The sequence below is a fragment of the Timonella senegalensis JC301 genome (genome assembly GCF_000312125.1).
In the GTDB taxonomy this organism is placed as follows: Bacteria; Actinomycetota; Actinomycetes; order Actinomycetales; family Cellulomonadaceae; genus Timonella; species Timonella senegalensis.
In genome coordinates this window covers 3,788-28,170 of sequence record NZ_HE978644.1, presented here as the reverse complement: position 1 = coordinate 28,170, position 24,383 = coordinate 3,788, and the positions used below count along the sequence as shown (strand labels likewise).

The window sequence follows — 24,383 nt, the reverse complement described above, 5'->3', positions numbered from 1 at the left end:
CAGGATATTGTAGTTTTCCAGCAACTTCTCACCGAAGATTGCGGGTGCGTATCCCACGAGCTCAACGCCGGATCCACCCGGTCCGCCTGGGTTGATCAGCACCGTTCCCTGAGGTGACGAGCTCCGCGCCTTGTACATCTGCACGGCAATCCCCACACGCTCCGAATCGGGGTTACTCCAGTCCATCGGCGCCTGAACGGTCGCGCACAGGAAGGCGCCTCCACCGCACTTGGTCCAGTCCACCTTTTGGCTGTAGACCTCTTCGAAGCCCTCCGGGACTGGCCCAGCCGGTGCGGTGGTCGTTGGATTCGAGGACTGGTTGGGGCTCGGCGCTGCGGGGTTGTCGTTGACCGAGCATCCCGTGAGTACAAGCAACGAAGCCGCCGCTCCTGCTGCCAGTGCGGCTACTCTGCGGGAGAAAGACTGCATAGGTGTGGTTCCCTCAATGTGTTGTGTGTAGCGGGGGGTGGCGGCGTGGTTCATATCCCGCGCCCATTGCGGGCGCAGTGTCTCTGCGAGCTAGTGGGCGGTAGGCCGTAACGCTACCATCATTGCTTCAACGGCCAGGAGCGGTGAAACGTTTCCGGCCAGACGCTTTCGCGCGGTGCTGATGGCGTCGAGCTTGGCCAGTGTGTGGACTGGTGTGGTCACAGAGGCCACCTGCATGACGTACTCCTCCTGTTCCGCGTTCACCAGTTCGCTCTGGGTGCGTAGCTGGATCATGAGGACGTCGCGGTACAGGGACAGGAGATCGAGCATCGCCTGGTCGAGCACGTCGCGCTGGTGGCGGGTCGCGCGCCGCTTCTGCTCGTCTTCCAACTGCTTGATCTGTGAGCGCAGTGCCGGGGGCACGTTGGATCCGGACTCGATCCCGAGGGTGCGCATGAGGCTCGCCAGCTCGTTCGCGTCTCGCTCTGCCGAGGCGGATGCGGCCTCTTCCTGAGCAACCTCCACCAGTTTGCCCGCCGCGATCACCGCGTCGGAAACGCCCCTGATCGAGGCTGCGAGGCGCAGCACGGAGTTGCGTCGTTCCCGCGCCTCCGGGTCCCGCGCATACCTCCGGGCGAGGCCAACGTGTGACTGCGCCGCGCGCGCTGCAATACTCGCAGTCTCCGGATCGATCCCATCACGGGACACCAAGAGCGCCGCCACGTCATCAACCGGTGGGATGCGCAGCGACACCTTGCGGCAGCGCGAGCGGATGGTAACCATGACGTCCTGCGGGCTCGGTGCGCACAGCAGCCACACCGTCCTAGGGACGGGCTCCTCGATCGCCTTGAGCAGCACGTTCGTGGTGCGCTCAAGCATGCGGTCGGCGTCTTCGATGAGGATGATCCGCCACCTGCCGGCGGATGGCGCTCGGGCCGCGTCCGAGATCAGCCCGCGGACCTCGTCAATGGCAATGGTGACCTTTTCCGTGGCCACGACGGTAACGTCCGGGTGGGTCCCCCGCATGACAGAGAGGCAGCTCGCGCACGTGCCGCACCCTCCCTGCTCGCACTGCAGAGCCGCAGCAAAGGCGCGCGCCGCATTGGAGCGTCCTGAGCCGGGAGGCCCCGTCAACAGCCACGCGTGCGTCATCGCCGCAGGCTCCGCGACCGCCCCGGCGAGCACGTCAACTACAGCGGACTGGCCAACCAGTTCATCCCAGACACTCATGAGTTGAGGGGCGCCGTTTCCCCGCCTAGCCTTGAGGCGAGGCGCTCGGCCAGTTCTGGGAAGATCGCGGCCAACCTGCGGGCAACCCCCGCACGCACCAGCGCGGCGATTTCCTCGATTGAGCCGTGCGCGTCCACCGTGACAAAGCGCTCTGGCTCTGCCGCCGCCATGTCTAGGTAGGCCTGGCGGGTACGCTCGTGAAACTCGTCGCCCGCGCTCTCCAACCTGTCGGGCGCGTCCGTGAAACGTGCTGCCCCAGCGGCGGGAGAGATGTCCAAAAGCACTGTCACAACTGGCATCAGACCCTGCGTAGCCCACAGCGACAAGCCGCGAATATCGTCGGCAGTCAGTTCCCGACCGCCACTCTGGTAGGCGAGGGACGAATCCAAGTAACGGTCAGTGACCACGATCGCGCCGCGCGCGAGCGCGGGGCGAACCAGCGACTGCACATGGTGCGAGCGATCCGCCGCGTAGAGCAGCGCCTCGGCGCGTGGCCCCATGTCCTCATCGTGCAGGATGAGCGGACGGATCTTCTTGCCCAGGCTGGTACCGCCCGGCTCACGCGTCAGTACGACTTCCCGGTCCAGAACGTCGCCCAACCACTGCCCGAGGAGGCGCGATTGGGTGGTCTTTCCGCAGCCGTCGCCGCCCTCAAAGGAGATGAATACGCCGTGGGCGGCGTGGGGCGCAGCAGTTACAGGGAGGTACGGAGAATCAGTCACGCTCCAACCCTACCGGTTCCCGCTGACACTGCGGGCCGCGTACCCTAGCCACATGAACCCAGCTGCTAACCGCCCCATGACCACCGCCTCACGCAACCCAGTGGACGTGTTCGACGGCCGCACATTCGATGCGGTGCTGTTCGACATGGATGGGACGCTCATCAGTTCCATCCACGTCACAGAGCGGTGCTGGGGCGTGTGGATGCAGGAGTGCGGCTACCAACCAGAGCACTACCACCAGTTCCACGGCACGCCTGCGCGCGCCATCATCGAGCAGCTGGTTCCGCAGGAAGATCGCGAGGCCGCGTTCCAGCGAATTCTCGCGCTCGAGATGGGCAGTACGGACGGGATCATCACCATGGCTGGCGCGGCAGAGGCCGTGGCCGCGATCCCTCCGAGCCGGCGGGCGATCGTCACGAGTTCGACTCGCGATCTGGCGCTCGTGCGCCTGGGAATCACGGGGCTGGGAATGGACACAATGGTCACGGCCGATGATGTGGATAACGGAAAACCGCATCCCGACCCGTTTCTACTGGCTGCTCGCCTGCTCGGCGTGGATCCGCAGCGCTGCCTCGTGATCGAGGACGCGCCCAGCGGGTTGCGCGCCGGCCGTGCGGCCGGCTGCGCAACCCTCGGCGTCCCAGGGACGCACAATCTTGAGGACCTTGACGCGGACGCCGTGATCGAATCGCTCGATCACATCCGTTTTATTTACGACGATATGGCTGGGATCCGCATCATCGCCGCGTAGGGTGGACGATCACTCGCCCGGGTAGACCACACCCACCTGGCTGCGGATCTGGTCCATTGCCTCCATGATGGCGTACGACTGCTCGCGGGTGATGCGCTCGCTCTCGAGCTTGCCCTCGGTGATGCAGCGGGCGACCTCTGCGGCCTCAAACTCGAGCCCTAGTACGTCGTCCTTTTCGTAGCGGCTCGTGGTGCCGTCGTTAAGCGTGACGGTGAACGAGGTTGGGGCGTAGAACGCGCCGTCGATCTCGATGCGGCCAAGCGTGCCTGTGATCGAGGCCGTGGTCGGGGTGGCGCCCCACAGCGTGGTGCTGAGCGATGCCTGCTGGCGACCGGGGTAGTCCAGGATCATGGAGATCTGGCCGTCAACGTTGGTCTCGGTCAGCTGACCGCGCGCAACGATCTCCGTGGGGGTGCCAAGGATGTCGTGTGCGAACGAGAGCGGGTAGATGCCCAGGTCGAGCAGTGCTCCGCCCGCAAGGTCCGGGTTGTAGAGGCGGTGTTCGGCGTTGAACTCAAAGTGCTGGCCGTGGTCCGCAATCACGGTGGTGATCTCGCCGATCACGCCGCGGTCGATGAGGTCATGGACGGCGGCGATGTGCGGCAGGAAACGCGTCCACATGGCCTCCATGATGAACACACCATTATCCCGCGCCGCGTCCAAGAGCTCGCGGGCCTCCCCCGCATTCCGGGTCAGGGCCTTTTCCACCAGGACGTGCTTGCCCGCGTTGATAGCAAGGAGCCCGTGCTCCAGGTGATGGGAGTGCGGCGTGCCTACGTAGATGGCGTCAATGTCCGGGTCCGCAACCAGTTCCTCGTAGGTGGTGTAGACCTTTGGCTCAGGGTGCCCCTCGAGGTTGGCGGCGATGAACGCCTCTGCGCGCTCAGCGCTGCGGGATCCAACGGCCGCGATAGTGGAGGCGGTGCGCTGCGAGACCGCCTGTGCAAATCGCGAGGAGATCCATCCTGCACCCAAGATTCCCCAGCGCACAGTTGGCGCATCTGCAGGGGAAGGTACGAGGCCGCTCGTCAACGCTGACGGGATGATGTTGTTTTCCATACCCTCAACTTAGGGCACAAACGCCCGCCGGGAGTACTCCCGGCGGGCGTTTTGTTGAGTCTCAAGACTAATGTCGAGGCGCGGCCTCGATAAGGCAGCCGGCCGGTCAGAGTGTGCGAGTTGCAGTCTCGGTGCTGAGTCGGCCGGAACGCGGGCGGAACGATCCCTCGTGTGGATACCCGAGGTTGACGACTACCAGGGCATGCTGCCCCGAGTCGCCGTGGAACCTGGCGTCGAGCGCCTCGTGGTTGAATCCGCTCATGGGCCCGGCAGATAGGCCAAGCGCCCGTGCAGCCATGATGAAGTAGCCAACCTGGATGAATGAGTTGTTCCGTGCCATGGTCTCGCGGACCAGCGGGTTCTCCTCGAAGTGGCCCATGCGTTCCTCTGCCCACGGCGCGAGCGTGCCGAGGTGGTGGTGCCAGTTGGTGTCCATCGACAGGATCGCGGTGAGCGGGGCCGCGAGGGTCTTTGCTTTGTTACCCTCGTTCATGACCTCGGCGAGGGACTCGCGGGCTTCACGGGACCTGACCCAGGTCACGCGTAGCGGCTGCGTGTTCATCTCGGTTGGCGCCATCTTGAGGAGCTCGTAGATTGCCTCGGCGGTCTCGTCCGAGACTGGCTGTTCGGTGAAGGAGTGCGCGGTGTGCGCCGCGGTGAAGAGCGTCGCGAACGCCTCGTCCGTTAGCCCCTGCGTTTCGATGTCTACGATTGTCATCGCTCCCCCTCCGAAGTAATAGAACTTTCAATCATTTACGTTACGTGGTTCGACCACGCGTGGAACAGTGCCCGGATGGTGTGCTTCCCCACACTCGATCGAGAGTATTTTTGAGCCCACTCTCGACGTCGAGAGTGGGCTCAGGAATACTCTCGATGGGAAAAGAGGGGTGGGTGGCGGGGTGGGAGCGGGTAGTGGTGACGATCGAGGGACAAAAAGAACCTAGGCGCTGGGGCTCTACGTCCACCAACGCCTAGGTTCAGTACTCAAGGTACCAGCGGGATCAGGCGAATAGCCGCTCCCGCCTGAGATTTACTCCTCGATCTTCTTGGCCGCCGCGCGCTTGGCTGGAGCCTTGGTCGCCGTAGTCTTCTTGGCAGCAGTGGCCTTCGCAGCAGGCTTTTTGGCAGCTGCGGTCTTCGCCGCTGGCTTCTTGGCAGGTGTCTTCTTAGCTGCTGAAGCCTTTGTGGCACGCTTGACCGGGCCCTTTGCACGCTTCTCCGCAAGGAGTTCCACGGCCTGTTCAAAGGTGATCGACTCTACGGAGGCGTCCTTTGGCAGGGTGCGGTTGGTCGTGCCATCGGTGACGTACGGGCCGAAACGTCCGTCCTTGACCACGATCGGCTTCTCAGACGTTGGGTCCGTGCCGAGCTCCTTGAGCGGGGCCGACGCGGTGGCACCGCGACCGCGCTTTGGCTGCTTGTAGATCTCGAGCGCCTCCTCCAGCGTGATCGTCAGGAGCTGTTCCTCCGATGCGATCGTGCGGGAGTCGGTGCCCTTCTTGAGGTACGGACCGTAGCGGCCGTTCTGCGCAGTGATCTCGGTACCGGTCTCGGGGTCCACGCCGAGTACGCGCGGCAACGACAGCAGGAGCAGCGCTTCCTCGAGCGTGATGGTGGACAGCGATTGCGACTTGAACAGCGAGGCTGTGCGTGGCTTAGGCAGGGCTGCCTTGGCGCGCTTGAGCGCCGCGGCCGAAAGTCCTTCCTCGAACTCAGGTTCAGGCAGCACCTCGGTGACATACGGACCGAAGCGTCCCGTCTTGGCCACGATCTCGTGTCCGGATGCCGGGTCCACGCCGAGCGAGATGTCTCCGTCCGACTGGGTCTCGAGTAGCTCGCGGGCCTTCGCAACCGTCAGCTCGTCGGGCGCCACCTCGTCGGGGACGGAGGCACGCGGTGGGTTCTCGCCTTCCGCCAGCTCACCGGACAGGTCTTCCACGTATGGGCCGTAGCGGCCGACGCGCAGGACGATGCCTTCGCCGATGGGGACGGTGTTGATGTCTCGGGCGTCGATGTCTCCGAGGGTGTCTACGAGTTCCTTGAGTCCGCGCTTTGGCTGGTCTTCTGCGCCGAAGTAGAAGTTGTTGAGCCAGGCCACGCGGTCGGTCTCACCGGAAGCGATTTCGTCGAGGTCGGACTCCATCTGTGCAGTGAAGTCGTAGTCGATGAGCTGGTCAAAGTGCTCTTCGAGGAGGCGGATGACGGCGAATGCAATCCATGATGGGACGAGCGCCTGGCCACGGTTGTTGACGTACCCGCGGTCCTGGATCGTGGAGATCGTGGACGCGTAGGTGGATGGTCGTCCGATTCCGCGTTCTTCCAGTGCCTTGACCAGCGATGCTTCGGTGAAGCGTGGCGGTGCGGACGTGGTGTGGCCGTCTGCCTCGAGGTCAGAGGTGCTCAGGGTGTCGCCCTGTTCCATTGCTGGCATGCGGGCGTCGCCCTTGGCCTCGCCCTTGCCGTCCTCGGAGTAGCGTTCCACGTCGCGGCCCTCTTCGTAGGCTGCGAGGAATCCACGGAAGGTGATGACGGTTCCGGAGGCGCCGAACACTGCTTCCCGTGAGCCGGAGGCACTGTTTACGCCGAGCTTCACGGTTGCTGTGGAGCCACGGGCATCGGCCATCTGGGAGGCGACGGTTCGCTTCCAGATGAGCTCGTACAACTTGAACTGGTCTCCGGACAGCACGTTTGCCACCTGGGCTGGGGTGCGGAAGGAGTCTCCTGCGGGGCGGATTGCCTCGTGGGCTTCCTGTGCGCCCTTGGCCTTAGTGGCGTAGGTGCGTGGCTTTGCCGGCACGAAGTCGGAGCCGTAAAGCTCGGCTGCCTGGCGGCGGGCCGCGGAAATGGCCTGGCTGGACAGCGCCGACGAGTCGGTACGCATGTACGTGATGTAGCCGTTCTCGTACAGCGTCTGGGCCACGCGCATTGCCTGCTTGGAGGACATGCGTAGCTTGCGCGACGCCTCCTGCTGGAGCGTTGAGGTGGTGAATGGCGCTGCTGGGCGGCGGGTGTACGGCTTGGTTTCGAGGCTCAGGACCTTGGCTGGCTGGTCGGCCAGTTCTGCCACGAGGGCGCGTGCGCCGGCTTCGTCGAGGTGTGTGACGTTCTTGGCGGTCAGCTGACCGGCGTCGTTGAAGTCGCGGCCGGTTGCCACGCGCTTTCCGTCGAGCTGGTTGAGCTTGGCTGTGAACGAGGTGCCGGCGTCGCTTCCCGTCTGCGCGGTGAAGGTTCCGGAGACGTCCCAGTAGTTGGCGGCCACAAACGCCATGCGCTCGCGTTCGCGTTCAACCACGAGTCGGGTTGCCACGGACTGGACGCGGCCGGCGGAGAGGCCCTGGCGGACCTTGCGCCACAGCACTGGCGAGACCTCATAGCCGTAGAGGCGGTCGAGGATACGTCGGGTTTCTTGGGCGTCTACGAGCCTGTCGTCGAGGTCGCGGGTGTTCTCAGCGCGCGCTCGATGGCCTCGCGGGTGATCTCGTGGAACACCATGCGCTTGACGGGGACTTTGGGGCGCAGCGCTTCGAGGAGGTGCCACGCGATGGCTTCTCCCTCGCGGTCCTCATCGGTTGCGAGGTAGAGCTCGTCGGCGTCCTTGAGCAGGCGCTTGAGCTCGGTGACCTTCTTCTTCTTGTCCGGGTAGACCTCGTAGTACGGGGTGAAGCCGTCGTTGACGTCCACGGCAAAGCGGCCGAACGGGCCCTTCTTCATGTCGGCAGGGAGGTCCGAAGGCTGTGGCAGGTCACGAATGTGACCCACACTTGCTTCGACCGCGTAGCTGTCTCCAAGGTAGTTGGAAATCGTGCGTGCCTTGGCTGGCGACTCCACGATGACGAGCTTACGTCCCACGGACATGAACAATCCTGCTTCCGTTAAAGAATTCTGGGGGTGGATGCGCCGTGCACATCCGAACTAGCGTCTATTGGCAATTTTTAAGAAAGCGTCCAGTGGCCAATATATACAGACCGCGTTCACCTTCGAGTCTAAGCATGGACTCGGAATGCGCACAGACGCGAATACTGTGACATTAGCGCATGCGTGCCACTGCCTGTCGAATCACAAGCGTAGTGCCAAACACGAGAGCGCTCACCACGCCGACCGCTGCAACGCTACCTATATATGCGTTTCTTTGCAGTTCGGAGGATGTCAGAAGTGTGGTGTCCCAGTGCTGGAATGCGCCGCGCAGGAACCAAACTGCCGCGAGCGCGCCAATAACCGCCACCAGCCCGAACACGATCGTGGCGGCGGCAGTCCAGGTGCGTGTGCGGCGTGGATCGCTGTCGTGCGTAGAGCTTGTGGAAAACACTGTGACTAGGGTTGCCCACACTCCCGCCACCAGAATCGCCGCATACACGTCCGAGGGCCTGTGCCACTGCCCCACGAGCGTGGACACTCCCATGGCTGCTGTGTATCCGGCCCCCAGAAGTGCCACAAACGGCCGGAATCTACGCGGCACGGCGATGAGCAGCGCCAGCGATGTCGAGGCGGCAACCGTGGTGTGTCCGGAGGGCAGCGAGTTGGATAGCGCCCATCCCACGTCAAACTCGGGACGGTCAAACAGGTAGCGCTTAACGATCTGGGTGGTCACGTTCGCGCCCACAATGATCGTGACCACCTGGGCAGCGAGCAGTAGCCGCTTGCGCATGAGCGCGATCGCCGCGACCACCACGATGGCCACCACAACGTAGAGCCCCGAGACCAGGGAGAGGATCGGTTCGGCAAGTGTCCACAGCTTTGAGCGGCCGTAGACCGACCCCAAGAACGCGGCCTCCTCGATCGTCTGGCCCATCTTGGTGCCCACAAAAAACCGCCACAGCACGTAGACCCCGACTGCCCACAGAAGTGCGCAGAGGAGCGCCGCGATACGGATCGCGGTCTTGTTCGTTCGAGCGTCGCTGCGTGTGGTCACCCGTATACGGTAGTCCGAGAATGTGAAGGATCAGAAAAAACCGGCCGAAGGTTCGCCGTGAATTTGGCGCGGACCCGCACGGTTAGCACCGCCCGCTCTGCGCCGCCTTGGCGGCGGCACCAACTGATTTTCGACGATTCCCTAGCCTTCCAGCGCACCGTTACTCAATCGTCGATAGTCAGTGGAAACACGCGGGCCCGGGCTTCCAGCACGACCTCGCCACAGACACAAAAGGGCCGTGCGGCACAGCCGCACGGCCCTCAAAAAAACACTGCTCAGACTGCGGTGTGCTTCTTCTCGCGCACGAACTCGGCGGGCAGCGCCGGACCGTCCCAGACGGACAGGATTCCCCAACCCACTGCCGCTACTGGCACGGACAGAACCGCGCCCAGGACGCCGCCGATGATCGTGCCAGCGGTCAGGGCGAGCAGGATGACGAGCGGGTGCAGGGACAGCGACTTGCCCATGATCTTGGGCTGCAGGTAGTTACCCTCGAGCTGGTTGACCACGATCACGATCGCAACGACGATGAGCGCTGGCCACACGCCGCCGTCCACGAGCGCGACGAGCGCCGCGAGCGCGCCGGCGAGGGTCGCACCAATGAGCGGAATGAACGCCAGCAGGAACACGATGACCGCGAGCGGAAGCGCGAGTGGAACCTGCAAAACCGCCAAACCGATGCCGATGCCAATCGCGTCGATTGCGGCGACCATGGCGGTCCCGCGCACGTACTCGCCGAGCGTGTGGACCGTCTTGTCGCCGACCCGGCGTGCACGCGCGTAATTCTCGCCGTGGAACGGACGCAGCAGGAACTCCCAAATCTTGGGGCCGTCCTTCATGAAGAAGAACAGCACCACAAACATGAGGAACAGGCCGGTCAAGAACGTGCCGGTCGCGGAGACGCCGGCCAGCGCACTCGAGCCGAAGCTGCTGGACGTCAGGAACCCAACGATGGTTTCCTTAGCGGCCTCGATCTGCTCGTTGGAGATGGTCCAGGGCAGGTCCTCTAGCATCTTCTGCAGTTGAGCGATGCCCTCGCTCGCGCTCTCGGCAAGCAGTGGCCACTGGTGGCGCACAGCGTTGACGATCGCGGTAATCAGCGCGCCCACCAGGATGATCGCACCAATGAGGGTCACCCAGGTGGCACCCATCGGCTTCATACCCCAGCTCTGCAGTTTGAGGAGAACTGGCCGAAGCGCGGACGCGATGATGAGCGCCAGCAGAATCGGGATGATCAGGGTGGACAGGAAGGACATGCCATAGAACAGCACCGCAACAAAGGCGAGGATCGCGAGCGCCTGCAGAGCGCGCGTGGCTACGAGCCCCATGCCGCTGCGCCAGCTCGACGCGGGGGTCTCCACGATCACCGGCTGGGGTGTGATGACCTCGGTCTGGGGCTGCGCAGATAGTTCGGCAAGGCGTGCGCGGCGGCGCCTAGAGGAAAAGGACATGGTTCTCCCTGAAAAAGTACGGTTGTGGCACTATATCGGCTAATTGGCCTGCTCGAGCAAGCCATCCGTGATGAGTCCGCGCACATCCGGCAGGACCTCGGCGGCGAGTTCCGCGGTGTCCACCTCGAACAGGCTCGCGATTGCGCTCACGATTTGGCCCACGCGCAGCTCGCCGTCGCACGCGCCAACCAGTCCGGCGAGCACGGTTCCCGACTGGATGGCGCGCCCGAACCCGCCACCTTGGCGAATAATGATGACGTTCGGGTCATCGTTGCCGGGGGTGAAGTAGCGTTCGTCCGTGACGTCCGGGGCCACCCGCAACCGTTCGTTCCACAGGGCCTCGTCCGAGAGTCCCGCCTGCCAGTCGTGCGCTGCGAACGCCCGCGCAAACACTGGGCCGAGCGGCTGTTGGACGGTTCCCGTGATCTCCTCGAGGCGGCGCAGCGTGCGCGGCTGGCCTGCAGGAGGCTTGCGCAGCACAATCATGCCGAACCCAATTCCGCTCACGTTACGCGAGGCAAAGTCGTCGAGCCATGCGCCATAGGTTGCCTCGTAGGCGGCGGGGTCGCGGTCCTGGGTGGTGCCGCCGTCACGGATCCACGTTTCGGCGTACTGGGCGGGGTCCAGCAGCTCGCGCTGTACGATCCATGCGTCGAGCGGGCCGTGCGCGGCCTCGGCCTCGTCGAGCCAAGAGTTCACCCGCTCGGTCCAGTCCGCGTCGCCCCGGATCTCCCAGTTGCCGAGCATCTGGGCGCGTCCACCCGGTGCCAACACCGAGCCGATGTTGACGATCAGGTCGTGCACGAGGTCATCGCCGGAGCGTCCCCCGTCCCGGTACTCGTACTGGGGCAGGACGTCGCCTTCGTGGCTGGTTGGAGTGATGACAAAAGGCGGGTTGGACACCACGAGGTCAAACTTCTCCCCCGCCACAGGCTCCAGCATTGAGCCCTCGCGCAGATCGAACTCCACTCCGCCCAGCGCGGCGTTGAAGCGCGCGTACTCGAGTGCCCGTACGGAGATGTCGGTGCCCACAATGTGTTGGGCGTGGCGAGACGCATGGAGGGCCTGGATTCCGCAGCCGGTGCCGAGGTCCAGCACCCGTCCCACGGGCTCACGCGAGGTGATCTGCGCGAGGGTCAGGGACGCGCCGCCGGCGCCGAGAACGTGGTCGGCGCCCAGCGCGCCGCCCGTTGCGACCTCGCCCAGGTCGGAGGCCAGCCACCAGTCCACCTGGCCGCTCTCGTCAGCAAACCCGTGTGGCCGGATCTCCGTGATCGCCTCGTATCCGCCGTCCGCTCCCCGTCCGGAGTCCGCCTCGCGCACGAGGTTGGCCGCGAGCGCGCCTTGAATGCCAAGGGTCGGGAACGCCGTCGACAGTTCGGCTGCGGTCAAGGTCTTACCCAGCATGAACAGCCGCATCAGGAGAGCGGCGGGCTCGGTACGCCCTTCCAGCGCCCGCAGGGCGGGCAGCGCCTGTTCGCGGTGCAGCGCCGCGTTTGCGAGCGGGCCGAGCAGCGCGCTCGTGCCGTCCACCGTGTAGTTTGCGGCGCGAAGATCCGCGCGCAGGTCGTCCAGTTGGTCGGTCACTTGCGGGGTGGGGTGCACGGCAGTCATGAACCCATTGTCCCAAACTCGCGCGCAGCCGCGTCCGCAGTGGTTGTGATTCCCGACGATCTTGGTCGCCTTCCAGCCCCGCGCACCACTCCCAGCGTGCTCCGGCCAACCGGCTCCTGCCTGCGCACTTTGCCGTCCCGCGGAATTCTTCGCACACCGCTCCGGCTCAGAGCAGACCCGTTCAGCTCAGCTGAACTACATAGGGCAGGTGGTCGCTTCCCGTCTTGGCGGCGTGTGACCGTTCCACGTGCGCATCGTCCACGGTGATGCCGTCACCCACGAAGATCGCGTCGATACGGCGCCGGGGACGAGCGGCAGTGAACGTGTTGAAGGCGGCCGCATTATCGTCGGTAATTGAGCCTTCCAGCGCGTCCCGAAGGGGACGCCCAAGCGCCCGCCACGAGTCGCCGGCAGGCGGCTCGTTGAGGTCCCCCGCCACCACGCAGCGGCTCGGGCCGAGCCGCTTGATCGCGTTCAGCAGGATGTTGCGGTGGACCATGCGCTCAGAGGCGTTGAGCCCGAGGTGCACCGAGAACACCACGTATTCTCCGAGGTCAATGAAGCAAAAGCCGCGGCGGCTGGGGGCGATGAAGCGCGTGCGCCACGTGGAGAACCAGCGCCACACGTCGAGCGGAAGGACCTTGTAACCTCTGGTCCGCACCCGGGCCGAGACCTCCGGCCGGGTCAGGATCGCTGTGGTCACGCCGCCGCGCGGGTAGCCCCCGTGCACCGCAACGTCCAGGCCCACCTCATCCGCGAGCGATTCCAGCCGTGCTCGTCCCGCGGCACCGCGGGGCACCTCTTGGATTGCCACCACGTCTGCGTCCAGGTCCCGCAGCACGCGCACCACCTGCGCGCGGTCCACAGACAGACCCTTGATGTTGTACGTTGCCACCGTCAGTTGCGCTTTGCCCACGGAAACAACCGTAGACCCAAGCACGGCACACCGTCAGAACATCGGGAGGATGTCGTTCGCAGTGTGTGCGGCCTTACTGCGGTATTCGCTCAGCGCCTTGGCATACTCGGGGTTGGTTCCGTCCAGGCGAACGCGCTGGACCACAAAGTCGGTGACGCCCAGCTCCCCTACCTCGCGCTGGATCTCGAGAACGTCGTCCTCGTCCAGCACGAGAGGGTCCAGGGTAGTGCGCACTTGGACTGGCACGTGAGCGCCGAGCAGCAGGCGTAGGGAGGCCATGGGCGCCACGTTGTCTTCCGCAACGGAGGTCACCGCCAGGTACTTTGCGCTGGTCGCTTTGACGTCCAGCCCCACCCAGTCGAGGTAGGGCAGGAGCGGTTCGAGTTTTTCCGGGTAGGCGCCGTTGGTGTGCAGGCCAACCTCGAGCCCCATCTCCTTGACCGCTGTGATAGCGGGCAGGAGCGCGGATTGGCGAGTGGGCTCTCCACCGGTGAACACGACGCCTTCGATGAGGCCCCGCCGACTCTCCAGGTGCTCGCAGACGTACTCCCACGCCACGATCCCCGGCTTGTCCACATCGGTGATCTCAAAGTTGTGGCAGTATCCGCACTTCCACGGGCAGCCCTGCAGGAAGACCACTGCCGCGAGCTTGCCCGGCCAGTCCACCTGGGATGCTGGCTCGAAACCCGCGATCTCAAGCTTTTGGGAACTAGGTTGTTGAGCGTTCATGCCATGCCTACTTAAACTGTCGTCCACGCTGTGTGGGCCGTGGAGCGGCACTTGCCGGGTACCACCTGGGTGGTGGTGTGGGAGGTAGGGTGGGCGCGCCTCACCCGACGATCTGGCCACCAATTTTACCGGTGCGATCCGCGAGAATCTGAGACTTACGGCCCTGCGGCGGAGGTGCTCGGTGCTAATTCCGATGCCACATGGTGGTCCTCGACCGGAAATTCGCCCGGCGCCAGGTTGCACCGCTCGCGCCCGGTTTCCGGTGTATCTGCACGCCAGCGCTGGGCGTCCAGGAATTGGCGAATTTTGGGGAGAAGTTTCCACTTTTTCTCCCGAAATTACGCCCCCTAGCGGTTGCGAGAACACCCGCACCTTCGTACGGTCAAAGGACAGAGGCACGTGGATTCGCCACCCACGTTGAGACGCCACACAGACTTCGTTCCGAGGCCTTTGGGTCCGACCTTGGCGGGGGTACGGGTCCTGTTGTAGTCGGCTGCGGAACACGTGGGCTCGTGTAATCGATCGACTCCCTGATTCACGCCTACGTCCGAGAACGAGAGGGCCCGCGCTACGCGCAGCGCGGGCCCTCTCGGCTTGTCATCACGGCCTTGCGGCCGTTTGCTTTCTGATTGTCGACGATCCTGGTTGCGCTCTAGCGCACCTCACGGTGATCGGACGTGGACTGCCTGTCCCTACCTGTCCACGCGGGCCGTACCACCGCCGGCGAGCTTGAGGACCTCTGCCTTGGTGACCATGGTGGTGTCGCCGGGGGTCGTCATGGCGAGGGCGCCGTGTGCTGCTCCGTACTCCACTGCGGTCTGGAGGTCCTGTCCGTCGATGAGTCCGTAGATCAGGCCGGAGGCGAACGAGTCGCCGCCGCCTACGCGGTCGAAGATCTCGAGCTTTTCGCGCATCGTGGACTGGACCACGCCGGTTTCACGGGACCACGCAATGGCGCCCCAGTCGTTGACGGAGGCGGAGTGCACCGTGCGGATTGTGTTTCCGATAACCTGGAAGTTCGGGAACGCAGCGGCAGCAGTTTCAATCATGCGGGCGAACGAGTCGGTCTCGAGCGTCGAGAGGTTCTCGTCCACGCCCTCCACCTCGAAGCCGAGCGAGGCCGTGAAGTCCTCCTCGTTGCCAATCATGACGTCGATGTACTGGGCGATCTCACGGTTGACCTCACGCGCCTTGTCGATCCCGCCAATGGACTTCCACAGGCTCGGGCGGTAGTTGAGGTCGTAGGACACAATGGTTCCGTGCTTCTTTGCCGCGGTCACGGCCTCGATAACAGTCTGGGCAGAGGTCTCGGACAGAGCCGCAAAGATTCCACCCGTGTGGAACCAGCGCACGCCGTACTCGCCAAAGAGCTTGTCCCAGTCAACGTCGCCGGGTGCCAACTGGGAGGCGGCGGTCAGACCGCGGTCGGAGACGCCGACCGCGCCTCGCACGCCAAAGCCACGCTCGGTGAAGTTCAGGCCGTTGCGCACTTCGCGGCCGATGCCGTCGTACTGCGCCCACTTGATGAACTCAGTGTCGAGCCCTCCGGTGAGGATGAAGTCCTCCACGAGGCGGCCCACCTCGTTGTCCGCGAGTGCCGTGACCACAGCCCCGCGCAGGCCGAATGCGCGGCGCAGGCCGCGGGTCACGTTGTATTCGCCGCCGCCCTCCCACGCGTCAAAGCGCCGGGCTGTGCGGATGCGACCAGCGCCTGGGTCGAGTCGGAGCATGACCTCTCCGAGCGATACGGCGTCGTAGCGGCATTCGGAGGCAGGCTTGATGTTTAGTGCCATGGGGAGTCGTCCTTTCGGAAGGGCAGCGTGCGAGGAGTCGGAAGCGAGCCGTGCGTTGTTAGGAAGTGAGGCGTTCGTGGAGGGTTAGGCGTTAACGGAGGCTGGGCGCAGCGATCGCGCAAGCGAGACAGCCTGGGCGGTGAGCTCAACGATCCGGTCGAACTGACCCGCGTTCACCAGCTTCTTGTCCACCATCCAGGAACCGCCTACTGCCGCGATGGCGTCGATCTCGAGGTAGGTGGCCAGGTTCGCAGCGGAGATACCTCCGGTTGGCACAAACTTGAGTCCACCAAACGGTGCAGAGAGCGCCTTGATCGCCGAGGCTCCGCCCGAGGTCTCGGCGGGGAAGAACTTCACGGTGTTCAGGCCGAGCTCGAGGGCTGCCTGGATTTCAGTTGCGGTAACTGCTCCGGGCAGCACCGCGACGCCGTGCTCCTGAGCGCGCTCTACTACTGCGCGGGACAGCCCCGGGGACACGATGTAGTCGGCACCGGCGGCGACCGCGCGGTCAACATGGTCCACGGTCAGTACGGTTCCCGCACCCAGCACGATGCCTCCGCGGTCGGCCATGATTCGGATCGATTCCTCGGCTGCGGCCGTCCGGAAGGTCACCTCGGCTACGGGAAGACCGCCCAGCGCGAGCGCGTTCGCAAGCGGCAGCGCGTGTGCCGCGTCATCGAGTACGACAACCGGGACGAGGATGTTCTTGGAGAGCTGTTCAAGTACGGTGCTGGCGTCTGCTGACATACGGGTCACGCTTTCTGCGGTGTGGCGCTGCGCAGCCTTGGCGGCGCGACGGGCGCGTGTGTGGGAGGCGATACCTTGAGGCGGAGTGGGCCTCATCGCCAACGACCTAGCCCGCTAGCGTTTCGCTGTGCGAAACGCTAGATCCGCCTGATGAAACGAGTATGGCACGCAAGTGTACCCAAGTAAACCTCTAGGAAGCCTCCAGCACTCAGCGCCGCGGCCAGCCCGCAGACATTCCCTCGGGCAGCGCCCTGCCAAGAGCAGCGTGAATCTCGGCCGCGATCTCGGCCATCCGCTTAGCCGTCATCCGCGCGGCGGGGACAGTAACCGAGACCGCCCCAACCACCCGCGCCCCGCGGGCGACCGGCAGCGCCACACACGTGATTCCCTTTTCGTTCTCCTCGATCTCGCGGGCGTACCCGCGCCCTGGTGCGCCCTGGAGCTCGGACCACACGTGTTCGGGCTCATCGCCCTCGCCCAGGAAGGCATCCAGGCTCGCGCGCTCAAGGCCCATCGAGGACAGCATTGCGCGGCCCATCGCAGTGCGGACCGCGGGGACTCTGGCGCCCACGGAGGAGAACACTCGCACGGAACGGTCCGGCTCCACCTTGTCTAGGTAAACCACGTGCGTCCCGTCGAGCACGCCGAGGTGGACCAGCTCCCCCACCCGAGCGGACAACTCCACGAGAGCCCCGTGGAGGAGGCCCTCAAGGTTGTCGGAGCCGTAGAAGGATACGCCCAGTTGGGCGGCCGCTCCCCCGAGCAAGTACCGCCCGGTGATCGGGTCCTGTGTGGCAAAGGCTCGGTGCTTCAGGGCGGCCAAGCTCCGGTGCACACTCGCCTTGTTCAGCCCGGTGGCCGCGGCTAGCTCCGCGAGTGCAACGCCCTTGGGCCCCACGCTCGCCAACTCGAGCAGAATGCGCAGCGCGCGATCCACGCTTTCAACGGGCGGCGTCGCCTGCGCGTCGGCGTCCTGGTCGTGTGACGGCACAGCGGGGATTTGGGTCATGCGTGCAACTCTACCCAGCGCGCCCGTCCCGATCCAGACAACGCAAAGGCTCTCCCGGGGAAGCCACCACTTTCCCGAGAGAGCCCTCAGCTCACGGTTCGAGAGCCCTGTCCGCTGCGACCGGCCAGGAATGCTCGAAGTGTTTGAACAGCTAGAACGCGGGTGCTCCAGCAGCCGCGATCATGAAGCCCGGCGCCGAGTACCCTGCACCAGCAAAAGCCTCAACCACTGCCGCCGCGATGGCGTCCGCCTCGGAGAGCTTGACCAGCGCGATTGCCGATCCGCCGAAGCCTCCACCGACCATGCGCCCACCGAGCGCACCGGCCGCAATCGCGGCGTCCACGGCAAGGTCCAGCTCGTCGCACGAGACCTCATAGTCGTCACGCAGCGAGGCGTGGGCCTCGGTCAGCACTGGGCCGACCTCGGCGGTCCGCCCCTCCGCGAGCAGTCGCTCAACCACGTGAACGCGCTCGATGTCGCCCAGCACGTGGCGAACACGGCGGCTGACCACATCCAAGGCCTCGTCGCCGAAAGCCCCATCCGTCGAGGCCTGTGCCAACCGGTCATACACCACAGAAGCGGCGGCAGGATCGTCGGCAATCTCGCGCAACGTGCCCACGCCGAGGGCGCGAGCAGCGGCCTCACACGTGGCGCGACGCGCCGCGTACTGGCCGTCCACCAGCTGGTGGGGTGCGCGGGTGTCAATCACCAGCAGTGCTAGGCCGGAGGACTCGAGGTCGAACGGAACGTGCGAGATGGACTGGTCCAGGCAGTCCAGGAGCAGCAGGTAGCCCTCGCGCGACCGCAAGGACGCGGACTGGTCCATGCCGCCCGTGTTCGCGCCTGCCATCTCGCGCTCGGCGCGGATGCAGGCTTCCACCAGCACCTTACGGCCGTCATCGTTGGGCTCCTCGCGCGTACCGCCCAGGCCAAGGCCGTAGACGGAGTCGAGCGCGACAGCTACGGACGCCTCCAGTGCGGCAGAAGATGAGAGCCCCGCGCCGTACGGCACACACGAGGTCACCGCGGCGTCGAAGCCGCGCACGTCGTAGCCGGCCTCGCGCAGAGCCCAAGCAACACCCACCACGTACGCAGCCCATCCGGATACCGAACCGGGGGCGGCATCGGAGAGGTCACCCTCCCATGGCATCGATTCCTGCCCCGAGACGATCCGAACAATCGAGTCCGTGCGCGGGGTCAGCGCCACATAGGTGCGATGCAGGAGCGCGAACGGGAACACGAGGCCGCCGTTGTAGTCGGTGTGCTCGCCGATCAGGTTCGCACGCCCTGGAGCGGACCACGTGCCAGTTGGGTCGCCGCCGAATACCTCGGCGTAGATCTTGGACACCCTTGCAGCGCCCTCTTCGAGGCTCCAGGCGTCGATCCAGTCAATGTGCGTCATCAGTTGGTCCCGTCCTTGCCGGTAGTTGGCGCTGGGGCAGTTGGCGCTGGGGCAGTTGGCGCAGCAGCCGCTGCCACGTCAGCGATGGCGTCAGCCACAACTTCCTTGAGCCTGTCCGCGATCTTCTCAGGTGTGGTGTCCGAAATCCAAGCACCCATGCCGGATTCCGAGCCCGCGAGGTACTTCAGCTTGCCCGGGGACCGCAGGAAGGAGAAGATCTGCAAGTGCAGGCGAAGGTCCTCGCGACCCTCACCCACTGGAGCCTGGTGCCAGCCGGAGATGTAGGGGGTCTTGGTGAGCGAGCCATCTGGCTGCGCAGGGAAGAAGCGGTCCATCATGTTCAGGATCTGCAGGTAGAACGTGGCGAGGTCGTCGCGCTCCGCCTCGGTCAGTCCCGCGAGGTCAGCCACATCGCGGCGCGGAGCCACGTGGATCTCTAGCGGCCAGCGCGCAGCCATCGGGACATAGGCAACCCAGTGCTCGGACTCGAGCACCACGCGGCGGCCGGAGCGCAGTTCGGCCTCCATGACGTCGCGCAGAAGATTGCGGCCAGTGGCCTCGCGGTGGGCGCGGGCCTGCTGCAGCATCTGGGTGGTACGTGGGGTCAGGTACGGGTAGGCGTAGATCTGGCCGTGTGGGTGGTGCAGGGTCACGCCGATTTCCTGGCCGCGGTTTTCAAACGCGAACACCTGGCGGATGCCGTCAAGCTTGGACAGTTCCTCGGTGCGGTCGGCCCACGCCTCGATGATGGTGCGCATGCGCCTTGGCGAGACTTCGCGCAAGGACTTGGAGTCGTCCGGGGAGAAGCAGATGACCTCGCAGCGGCCCGCGGCCGGGCGGATGCGCCACATGTCCTCGCCCTCGAATGCGGTCTCGATGTCGTCGATTCCGGGGACGCGCATGAGCGATGGGAAGCGGTTCTCGAACACGACCACGTCGTAGTCTTCCGCGGGGATCTCGCCGTCCGAGTAGTCAGCGCCCGGCTTGGCGGGGGCGAGGGGGTTGGCGTTTGCTGGCGGCAGGAACGTGCGGTTCATGCGGTGGGCGGCGTGCGGGATCCACTCGCCGGTGAGTACGTCGTAGCGCATCGTGGGGCCGGTCATTGGCTGTTCCACGCCGTTCTCGTCCGGCACGGGGGCGAACCGGTCCGTGAGTGGGCGCGGGTCGTCGAGCCTGCGGGTTTCGGCTCCGGTAACGTACGGCTCCGAGTCGTCAAAGTAGAACAGGTCGCGGCCGTCGGCCAGCGTGGTTGGAGTCTTGCGCACGTGTGGACTGATGGTGCTCATGGTCTTCCCCGCAGTTCGGTGGTGTGTTGCTTAGCTTCTTATTAACGACGATCTCCGCCCGCCCCAGCACCTCCCCACGTCCCGTGGTGGGCCGGGTGAGTCGTAGCGCTTGCGCGCCTGCCTGTGTGGCACGTGCGGTCGGTTCAGCCTGTGCGGTTAGTGCTGCTGGTACTGCTGGTGCTGACCTCGGGCCGGCGGCCGGTTGTGCTGTGCCAACCCGCACGCGGCGTGCGGGGTGGCTATCGGTGAGTTTGAGCGTCGCTGGTCTTACTTATTTTTAAGGCAAAAATTAGTCTTTTGTCAAGAGAACGGCACGGACTATCCTTGGCTTGAGAGAAGTCCACAGGATTACTTGACACGTGCAATAAAATCGGAAAGACCATGAGCACCCACGACACCACTCAGCCCCTCGCAGGCCACGGCCGCGCGATCGTTAGCGCTCTGCTACGCAACGGTCCCCAAAGCCGCACGGAGCTCTCCGCTGCGCTGGACCTTTCTGCGGGGAGTCTGACCCGCCTCAGTAAGCCGCTGCTCGAGGCCGGGATCATCGTGGAGACCCCCACTGAGAACGTCATGGGCATCGGGCGGCCGAGCGTTCCACTCACCTTCCACCACGATGCCTACCGATTCATCGGCATCAAACTCACCAAGACCCACGCCTACGGCGCGCTGACCCGCGCCGACGCGGAGATCGAGCAACTCGTGGCGGAGCCCTTGGATACGGCTACCCCGGACGCCGCGCTGACACAGGTCGCACGGATCGTGGCGGAGCTTGAGGAACTCTCCCCCGTTCGCGTGCACGCCATTGGCGTGGCAATCGGCGGGCACGTCAGGGACCGCCGGTTCCTCACCTACGCGGACCACCTGGGGTGGTCGGACATCGACCTCGCCGGTGCGTTGGAGAAGCTGACGGGAATCACCACCGTGGTGGAAAACGACATCCTCGCGCACATGCAGGCCACCCACTGGTTTGGCGAGGGCCGGGGAACCGATTCCTTCGCACTGTTCACCATCGGGGCGGGCATCGGTTCTGGGCTCGTGGCACACGGAGAGATCGTGTCATCCCCAGATGCGGGCTACTCGCTCATGTCGCACTTCCCCTTGGAGACCAGGGCGCTCGCACGCTTCGAGCGGAACGCGGAGGCCTCGGTATCAGGTTTGTTCCAGGGTGCACCGGCCACGGATGCCACCGCCGCTGGACTCGCAGGATCTGGTGGGACCGCAGCAGATTCAAGCACCTCCGCCGCGGGACGCCACGTGGCGGCTACCCAACCCGGCCTCTTTGAGGCAGAGTGCGGTCACCACGCATGCGCCACTGCGATGCTCACGCTGCAAGAACTTGAACTACGCGCATCCCGGGTGATCGGGCGCCCGGTTTCGTTCGACCAACTCATGGGGCTTGCAGCCGCCGGCGACCCTCAAGCCCGTGGCCTGCTGGATGCCTCCGGGTACGCCCTTGGCACCATGTTTGCGGCCATTGCCAACCTCACGCTGGCGGGGAGAATCGTGCTCGGCGGCGAGGCCTGCGAACTCGCCTCAGTCTCGGCCGACGCCGTCAACCGGGGCCTCCACGACCACAGAGACCACCGCGCCGCAGACCCGGAGATCCGGGTTCAGGACCCCAACCTTGCGCTGTGGACTCGAGGCGCCGCAGTCATCGCAATGCACGACACCCTCCTTGGGCGCGACTAACCAACCCACCTAGCCGCCCGCCTACCAGCCTGCCCGCGCAGAGCGGACGCGCCTGGCTCGCATTCGCCTAACCCGCTAGAGCGCGAGGCGCTTCCCCTTGCGGGACCACGTCGAGCGCAGCCACCTGTCGTGGCTTGCCACAACCACCGTCAGCTCAGTCGAGGCAATGGCTGCCGCGATCTCCTCAATGAGTTGCAGCGACAGGTGGTTGGTGGGCTCGTCCAGGAGCAAGATGTCGGGCGTGTGCACAAGCTGAAGTTGCAGGATCAGCCTGCGCCGGACTCCCGCCGATAGGTGTTTGAGTGGCTTGTCCACGTCCTGCGGGCGCAGCAGCCCATAGTCCATCACCCCGGGCAGCCCCGGCAGGCCACCCGTGATGAGCGCGTAGATCTCGCGCGGCGTACGAGGGTCGGATTCGAGCCCCACCTCCTGCTCGAGCAGGGCCACCCTGAGCCCATCGACCCGGGTCACCGATCCGGAAGTCTGCTTGAGGTCCCCTGCCAGCAGCCCCAGCAGGGTTGACTTGCCCGATCCGTTATCTCCCGTGATCAGCCACTTCTCGCCGCGTTGGATGACCAGGTCCGTGGGGCCCACCCGCCCCGCCACCGCCGCTTTCTTCAGCCGCAGCAACGCCCCGCCGTCCGAGGCATCGAGTTCTCGTCCGCGCTCCGCCAACCGGGAGGTATCGAAGCTCAGAGCGAGGGGTGGGCGTTCCACTGCCCGCCCCTCCAACTCGGCGATCCTGTGGTCCGCCGCCCTGATTCTCCGGGAGAGCTGCTTATCCACCCGGGCGCCGCGCATCCCGTAGCTCATCTTGTTGTTGTCGCGCATCTCGCGGTGCTTGATGTCCCGCGCCTTGCGGGAGCCTTCGCCCCGCAGCCACTCCAGTTCCTCCTGCTCGGATGCGTACTTGTCTTCCCACGCGCGCCTCTCCTGGCGCTTTTGGCGCAGGAAGTCGCTGTAGCTGCCCGAGTACAGCCGCACGTCCGTCCGCTCGCTCTCGGTAGCGTCTGGGGAAGGGGCGGCGACGCCTCGCGAACGCTCCCGCAGTGATGCCTCGAACGGGTCCAGGTCAAAGATGCTCGTTGCCACGGCATCCAAGAAGGTGCGGTCGTGCGAGGACAGCACAACCACGCCGGGGAACTCGCGCAGCGTCTGCTGGAGAAACTCGAGGCCCTGCTCGTCCACGTGGTTGGTGGGCTCGTCTAGGAGCATAATTTCTGGGCGGCGGATCAGTACCTGCGCGAGAGAGAGCCTGCGCACCTGCCCACCGGACATCGCGCGGATCTGGCGGTTTCGCTCGAGGTGAGCCAGATCCAGTGCGTTGAGCACCTGTTCCATGCGTGCTTCCGCACCCCAGATGTCAGCCATCTCGGCGCGCTGCAACAGCGCGTCGTATTCTCGGGTCGCTTGTTCGAAGGCCTCGGTGTGCTCCCCGCCCTCTCCCTGCACGTGCGTGACAGAGAGCTTCTCGAGTTCCTGCGCGGCCTGACCCAGGCCCAACTCAAGCTGGCGGACTGGCGCGAGGGACTCGTCGATAATCTGTTGCACAGTCGCCGTAGGCGGATGTGCCACTTCCTGCGCAAGGAATCCAAGGGCTCCCGTGAGCTCGGAACGCCCTGCATCCGGCTCGAGCTCGCCGTGCAGGAGGCGCAGGAGCGTGGACTTGCCGGAGCCGTTCTCACCGATGAGTGCGAGCCGCGAACCGGCCTCGACCGTGAATGTCACGTCGGTGAGCACGCGCTCGTCGGCGTAGTAGAAATCGATACCCGAAGCCAAAACCCGTGGCATTCCGTGCCCCTCCACGTCTGGTGGCGGCGTAGTTCGCCAACCTGTGCGGCCGCGTTGGGCGCGCAGTTCTCAGCCTACTGGACCGGGTGCACCTACTTCCCACTGTTTTTGGCGAGCGAGTTTGGGTGTGACTTTCTGGCCCGCATGGGAGCCTCACCCCCCTCATCAGCACACTCGCTCCACAGCCGTTTATGCGAGAGACCTGGCTGATAGATAGTTCTCCTCAAAATCCGATTAGTGCCTGAAAACCCTATTGGGTCCACGTACTCGAGACGCTATAGTGTTACCTGCGCAACAAGATACTTTCTCGCAAAAGTATCTGCGCGACGGGCCCCGCAGCCTGTGACACCACTATTCGCAACGACGCGAGAGGCACTCATGAGTATCACCAAGAAGGACCCAGATCAGCTGCCACCTGCAGGTGTGGACCCCGCAGTAGCGGAAGCTGAAGACCGCAAGTGGACCCCGGCCAAGATCGCGCTGTGGGCCGGAATCTCGCTGCTTGGTGGCGTCGCGTGGGTTGTCCTCGCCATCTCCCGCGGCGAAACCATCAACGCCATGTGGTTCGTATTTGCCGCGGTATGCACGTACCTGATTTCGTACCGGTTCTACTCCAAGTACATCGAGAAGCACCTGGTTAAGCCCAACGATCTTCGCGCCACTCCGGCCGAGTACAACAACAACTCCAAGGACTTCATGCCAACGGACCGTCGCGTCCTGTTTGGCCACCACTTCGCAGCGATCGCCGGTGCGGGGCCCCTCGTCGGGCCAGTTCTCGCGGCGCAAATGGGCTACCTCCCAGGCACGATCTGGATAATCGTCGGCGTGGTCCTCGCGGGCGCAGTCCAGGACT

18 protein-coding genes and 2 pseudogenes are annotated in these 24,383 nt (G+C 64.9%); 3 read left to right on the top strand and 17 right to left on the bottom strand.

Annotation, left to right across the window (positions count from 1 at the left end; translation table 11 throughout):
• From HGSM_RS14645 to tmk, 3 genes and pseudogenes are all read right to left on the bottom strand, one after another.
• A pseudogene (locus HGSM_RS14645) lies at window positions 1–429 on the bottom strand (alpha/beta hydrolase); the annotation flags it as partial.
• Between the two features lie 90 nt (window positions 430–519).
• Window positions 520–1,659 (bottom strand): DNA polymerase III subunit delta', encoded by a 1,140-nt coding sequence (locus tag HGSM_RS10735; protein ID WP_019148763.1) that lies wholly within the window; start codon window positions 1,657–1,659, stop codon window positions 520–522.
• A complete protein-coding gene (gene tmk / locus HGSM_RS10730) occupies window positions 1,656–2,381 on the bottom strand; it encodes a dTMP kinase (RefSeq protein WP_019148762.1) in 726 nt (241 codons plus the stop codon). The genes HGSM_RS10735 and tmk overlap by 4 nt, the downstream gene beginning before the upstream one ends.
• A 52-nt stretch (window positions 2,382–2,433) precedes the next feature.
• Here tmk and HGSM_RS10725 point away from each other — a divergent pair, with 52 nt between their 5' ends.
• Window positions 2,434–3,132 carry an HAD-IA family hydrolase gene (locus HGSM_RS10725; RefSeq protein WP_230197537.1) on the top strand — a complete coding sequence of 233 codons (699 nt, stop codon included), beginning with the start codon at window positions 2,434–2,436 and terminating at the stop codon, window positions 3,130–3,132.
• A 9-nt stretch (window positions 3,133–3,141) separates the two neighbouring features.
• Here the strand turns inward: HGSM_RS10725 and HGSM_RS10720 are convergent, their stop codons facing one another.
• The 13 genes and pseudogenes from HGSM_RS10720 to galT all read right to left on the bottom strand — a co-directional run bounded on the left by HGSM_RS10720 (window position 3,142) and on the right by galT (window position 20,047).
• Complete coding sequence (locus HGSM_RS10720) at window positions 3,142–4,191, bottom strand: Gfo/Idh/MocA family protein (protein ID WP_019148760.1); 1,050 nt, start codon at window positions 4,189–4,191, stop codon at window positions 3,142–3,144.
• Between the two features lie 106 nt (window positions 4,192–4,297).
• Window positions 4,298–4,909 (bottom strand): malonic semialdehyde reductase, encoded by a 612-nt coding sequence (locus HGSM_RS10715; RefSeq protein ID WP_019148759.1) that lies wholly within the window; start codon window positions 4,907–4,909, stop codon window positions 4,298–4,300.
• Between the two features lie 312 nt (window positions 4,910–5,221).
• Window positions 5,222–8,046 (bottom strand): annotated as a pseudogene (gene topA, locus HGSM_RS10710) (type I DNA topoisomerase).
• A gap of 172 nt (window positions 8,047–8,218) precedes the next feature.
• Window positions 8,219–9,100: a phosphatase PAP2 family protein gene (locus HGSM_RS10705; protein WP_019148758.1), complete on the bottom strand. Its 882-nt coding sequence runs from the start codon at window positions 9,098–9,100 to the stop codon at window positions 8,219–8,221.
• A 275-nt stretch (window positions 9,101–9,375) separates the two neighbouring features.
• Window positions 9,376–10,551, bottom strand: coding sequence for an AI-2E family transporter (locus HGSM_RS10700; RefSeq protein WP_019148757.1), 1,176 nt, complete (start codon window positions 10,549–10,551; stop codon window positions 9,376–9,378).
• Between the two features lie 39 nt (window positions 10,552–10,590).
• Window positions 10,591–12,165 (bottom strand): DUF7059 domain-containing protein, encoded by a 1,575-nt coding sequence (locus tag HGSM_RS10695; protein WP_019148756.1) that lies wholly within the window; start codon window positions 12,163–12,165, stop codon window positions 10,591–10,593.
• Between the two features lie 181 nt (window positions 12,166–12,346).
• Window positions 12,347–13,081, bottom strand: a complete 735-nt coding sequence (locus HGSM_RS10690; RefSeq protein ID WP_195891380.1) for an endonuclease/exonuclease/phosphatase family protein — start codon at window positions 13,079–13,081, stop codon at window positions 12,347–12,349.
• Between the two features lie 33 nt (window positions 13,082–13,114).
• Window positions 13,115–13,810, bottom strand: a complete 696-nt coding sequence (locus HGSM_RS10685) for an anaerobic ribonucleoside-triphosphate reductase activating protein (RefSeq protein WP_019148754.1) — start codon at window positions 13,808–13,810, stop codon at window positions 13,115–13,117.
• A 692-nt stretch (window positions 13,811–14,502) separates the two neighbouring features.
• Complete coding sequence (locus HGSM_RS10680) at window positions 14,503–15,603, bottom strand: sugar kinase (RefSeq protein ID WP_019148753.1); 1,101 nt, start codon at window positions 15,601–15,603, stop codon at window positions 14,503–14,505.
• 84 nt (window positions 15,604–15,687) lie between these two features.
• Window positions 15,688–16,446, bottom strand: a complete 759-nt coding sequence (eda, locus tag HGSM_RS10675; RefSeq protein WP_326550040.1) for a bifunctional 4-hydroxy-2-oxoglutarate aldolase/2-dehydro-3-deoxy-phosphogluconate aldolase — start codon at window positions 16,444–16,446, stop codon at window positions 15,688–15,690.
• Window positions 16,447–16,558: 112 nt separating this feature from the next.
• A complete protein-coding gene (locus tag HGSM_RS10670) occupies window positions 16,559–17,359 on the bottom strand; it encodes an IclR family transcriptional regulator (RefSeq protein ID WP_019148751.1) in 801 nt (266 codons plus the stop codon).
• 151 nt (window positions 17,360–17,510) lie between these two features.
• A complete protein-coding gene (gene galK / locus HGSM_RS10665) occupies window positions 17,511–18,761 on the bottom strand; it encodes a galactokinase (RefSeq protein WP_019148750.1) in 1,251 nt (416 codons plus the stop codon).
• Window positions 18,761–20,047: a galactose-1-phosphate uridylyltransferase gene (galT, locus tag HGSM_RS10660; RefSeq protein WP_081581442.1), complete on the bottom strand. Its 1,287-nt coding sequence runs from the start codon at window positions 20,045–20,047 to the stop codon at window positions 18,761–18,763. The genes galK and galT overlap by 1 nt, the downstream gene beginning before the upstream one ends.
• Window positions 20,048–20,428: 381 nt before the next feature.
• On the opposite strand from galT, the gene HGSM_RS10655 reads away from it, so the two are divergent.
• Window positions 20,429–21,739, top strand: coding sequence for an ROK family transcriptional regulator (locus HGSM_RS10655; RefSeq protein WP_019148748.1), 1,311 nt, complete (start codon window positions 20,429–20,431; stop codon window positions 21,737–21,739).
• A gap of 75 nt (window positions 21,740–21,814) precedes the next feature.
• On the opposite strand, the gene HGSM_RS10650 is transcribed toward HGSM_RS10655, so the two are convergent.
• On the bottom strand, window positions 21,815–23,530 hold the full coding sequence (locus HGSM_RS10650) for an ABC-F family ATP-binding cassette domain-containing protein (RefSeq protein WP_051009847.1): 1,716 nt from the start codon (window positions 23,528–23,530) through the stop codon (window positions 21,815–21,817).
• A gap of 378 nt (window positions 23,531–23,908) precedes the next feature.
• Between HGSM_RS10650 and HGSM_RS10645 the strand changes: the two genes are divergently transcribed.
• The coding region (locus HGSM_RS10645) for a carbon starvation CstA family protein (RefSeq protein WP_326550039.1) at window positions 23,909–24,383 on the top strand (475 nt) is incomplete at its 3' end.

Excerpts from the sequence above, each read along its gene's own strand:
- HGSM_RS10655 (WP_019148748.1), top strand. The coding sequence starts at position 20,429 with ATGAGCACCCACGACACCACTCAGCCCCTCGCAGGCCACGGCCGCGCG.
- HGSM_RS10720 (WP_019148760.1), bottom strand. The coding sequence starts at position 4,191 with ATGGAAAACAACATCATCCCGTCAGCGTTGACGAGCGGCCTCGTACCT.
- HGSM_RS10680 (WP_019148753.1), bottom strand. The coding sequence starts at position 15,603 with ATGGCACTAAACATCAAGCCTGCCTCCGAATGCCGCTACGACGCCGTA.
- HGSM_RS10725 (WP_230197537.1), top strand. The coding sequence starts at position 2,434 with ATGAACCCAGCTGCTAACCGCCCCATGACCACCGCCTCACGCAACCCA.
- HGSM_RS10735 (WP_019148763.1), bottom strand. The coding sequence starts at position 1,659 with ATGAGTGTCTGGGATGAACTGGTTGGCCAGTCCGCTGTAGTTGACGTG.
- galK (WP_019148750.1), bottom strand. The coding sequence starts at position 18,761 with ATGACGCACATTGACTGGATCGACGCCTGGAGCCTCGAAGAGGGCGCT.
- galT (WP_081581442.1), bottom strand. The coding sequence starts at position 20,047 with ATGAGCACCATCAGTCCACACGTGCGCAAGACTCCAACCACGCTGGCC.
- HGSM_RS10650 (WP_051009847.1), bottom strand. The coding sequence starts at position 23,530 with ATGCCACGGGTTTTGGCTTCGGGTATCGATTTCTACTACGCCGACGAG.
- HGSM_RS10670 (WP_019148751.1), bottom strand. The coding sequence starts at position 17,359 with ATGACCCAAATCCCCGCTGTGCCGTCACACGACCAGGACGCCGACGCG.
- HGSM_RS10715 (WP_019148759.1), bottom strand. The coding sequence starts at position 4,909 with ATGACAATCGTAGACATCGAAACGCAGGGGCTAACGGACGAGGCGTTC.
- HGSM_RS10700 (WP_019148757.1), bottom strand. The coding sequence starts at position 10,551 with ATGTCCTTTTCCTCTAGGCGCCGCCGCGCACGCCTTGCCGAACTATCT.
- eda (WP_326550040.1), bottom strand. The coding sequence starts at position 16,446 with ATGAGGCCCACTCCGCCTCAAGGTATCGCCTCCCACACACGCGCCCGT.
- HGSM_RS10685 (WP_019148754.1), bottom strand. The coding sequence starts at position 13,810 with ATGAACGCTCAACAACCTAGTTCCCAAAAGCTTGAGATCGCGGGTTTC.
- HGSM_RS10695 (WP_019148756.1), bottom strand. The coding sequence starts at position 12,165 with ATGACTGCCGTGCACCCCACCCCGCAAGTGACCGACCAACTGGACGAC.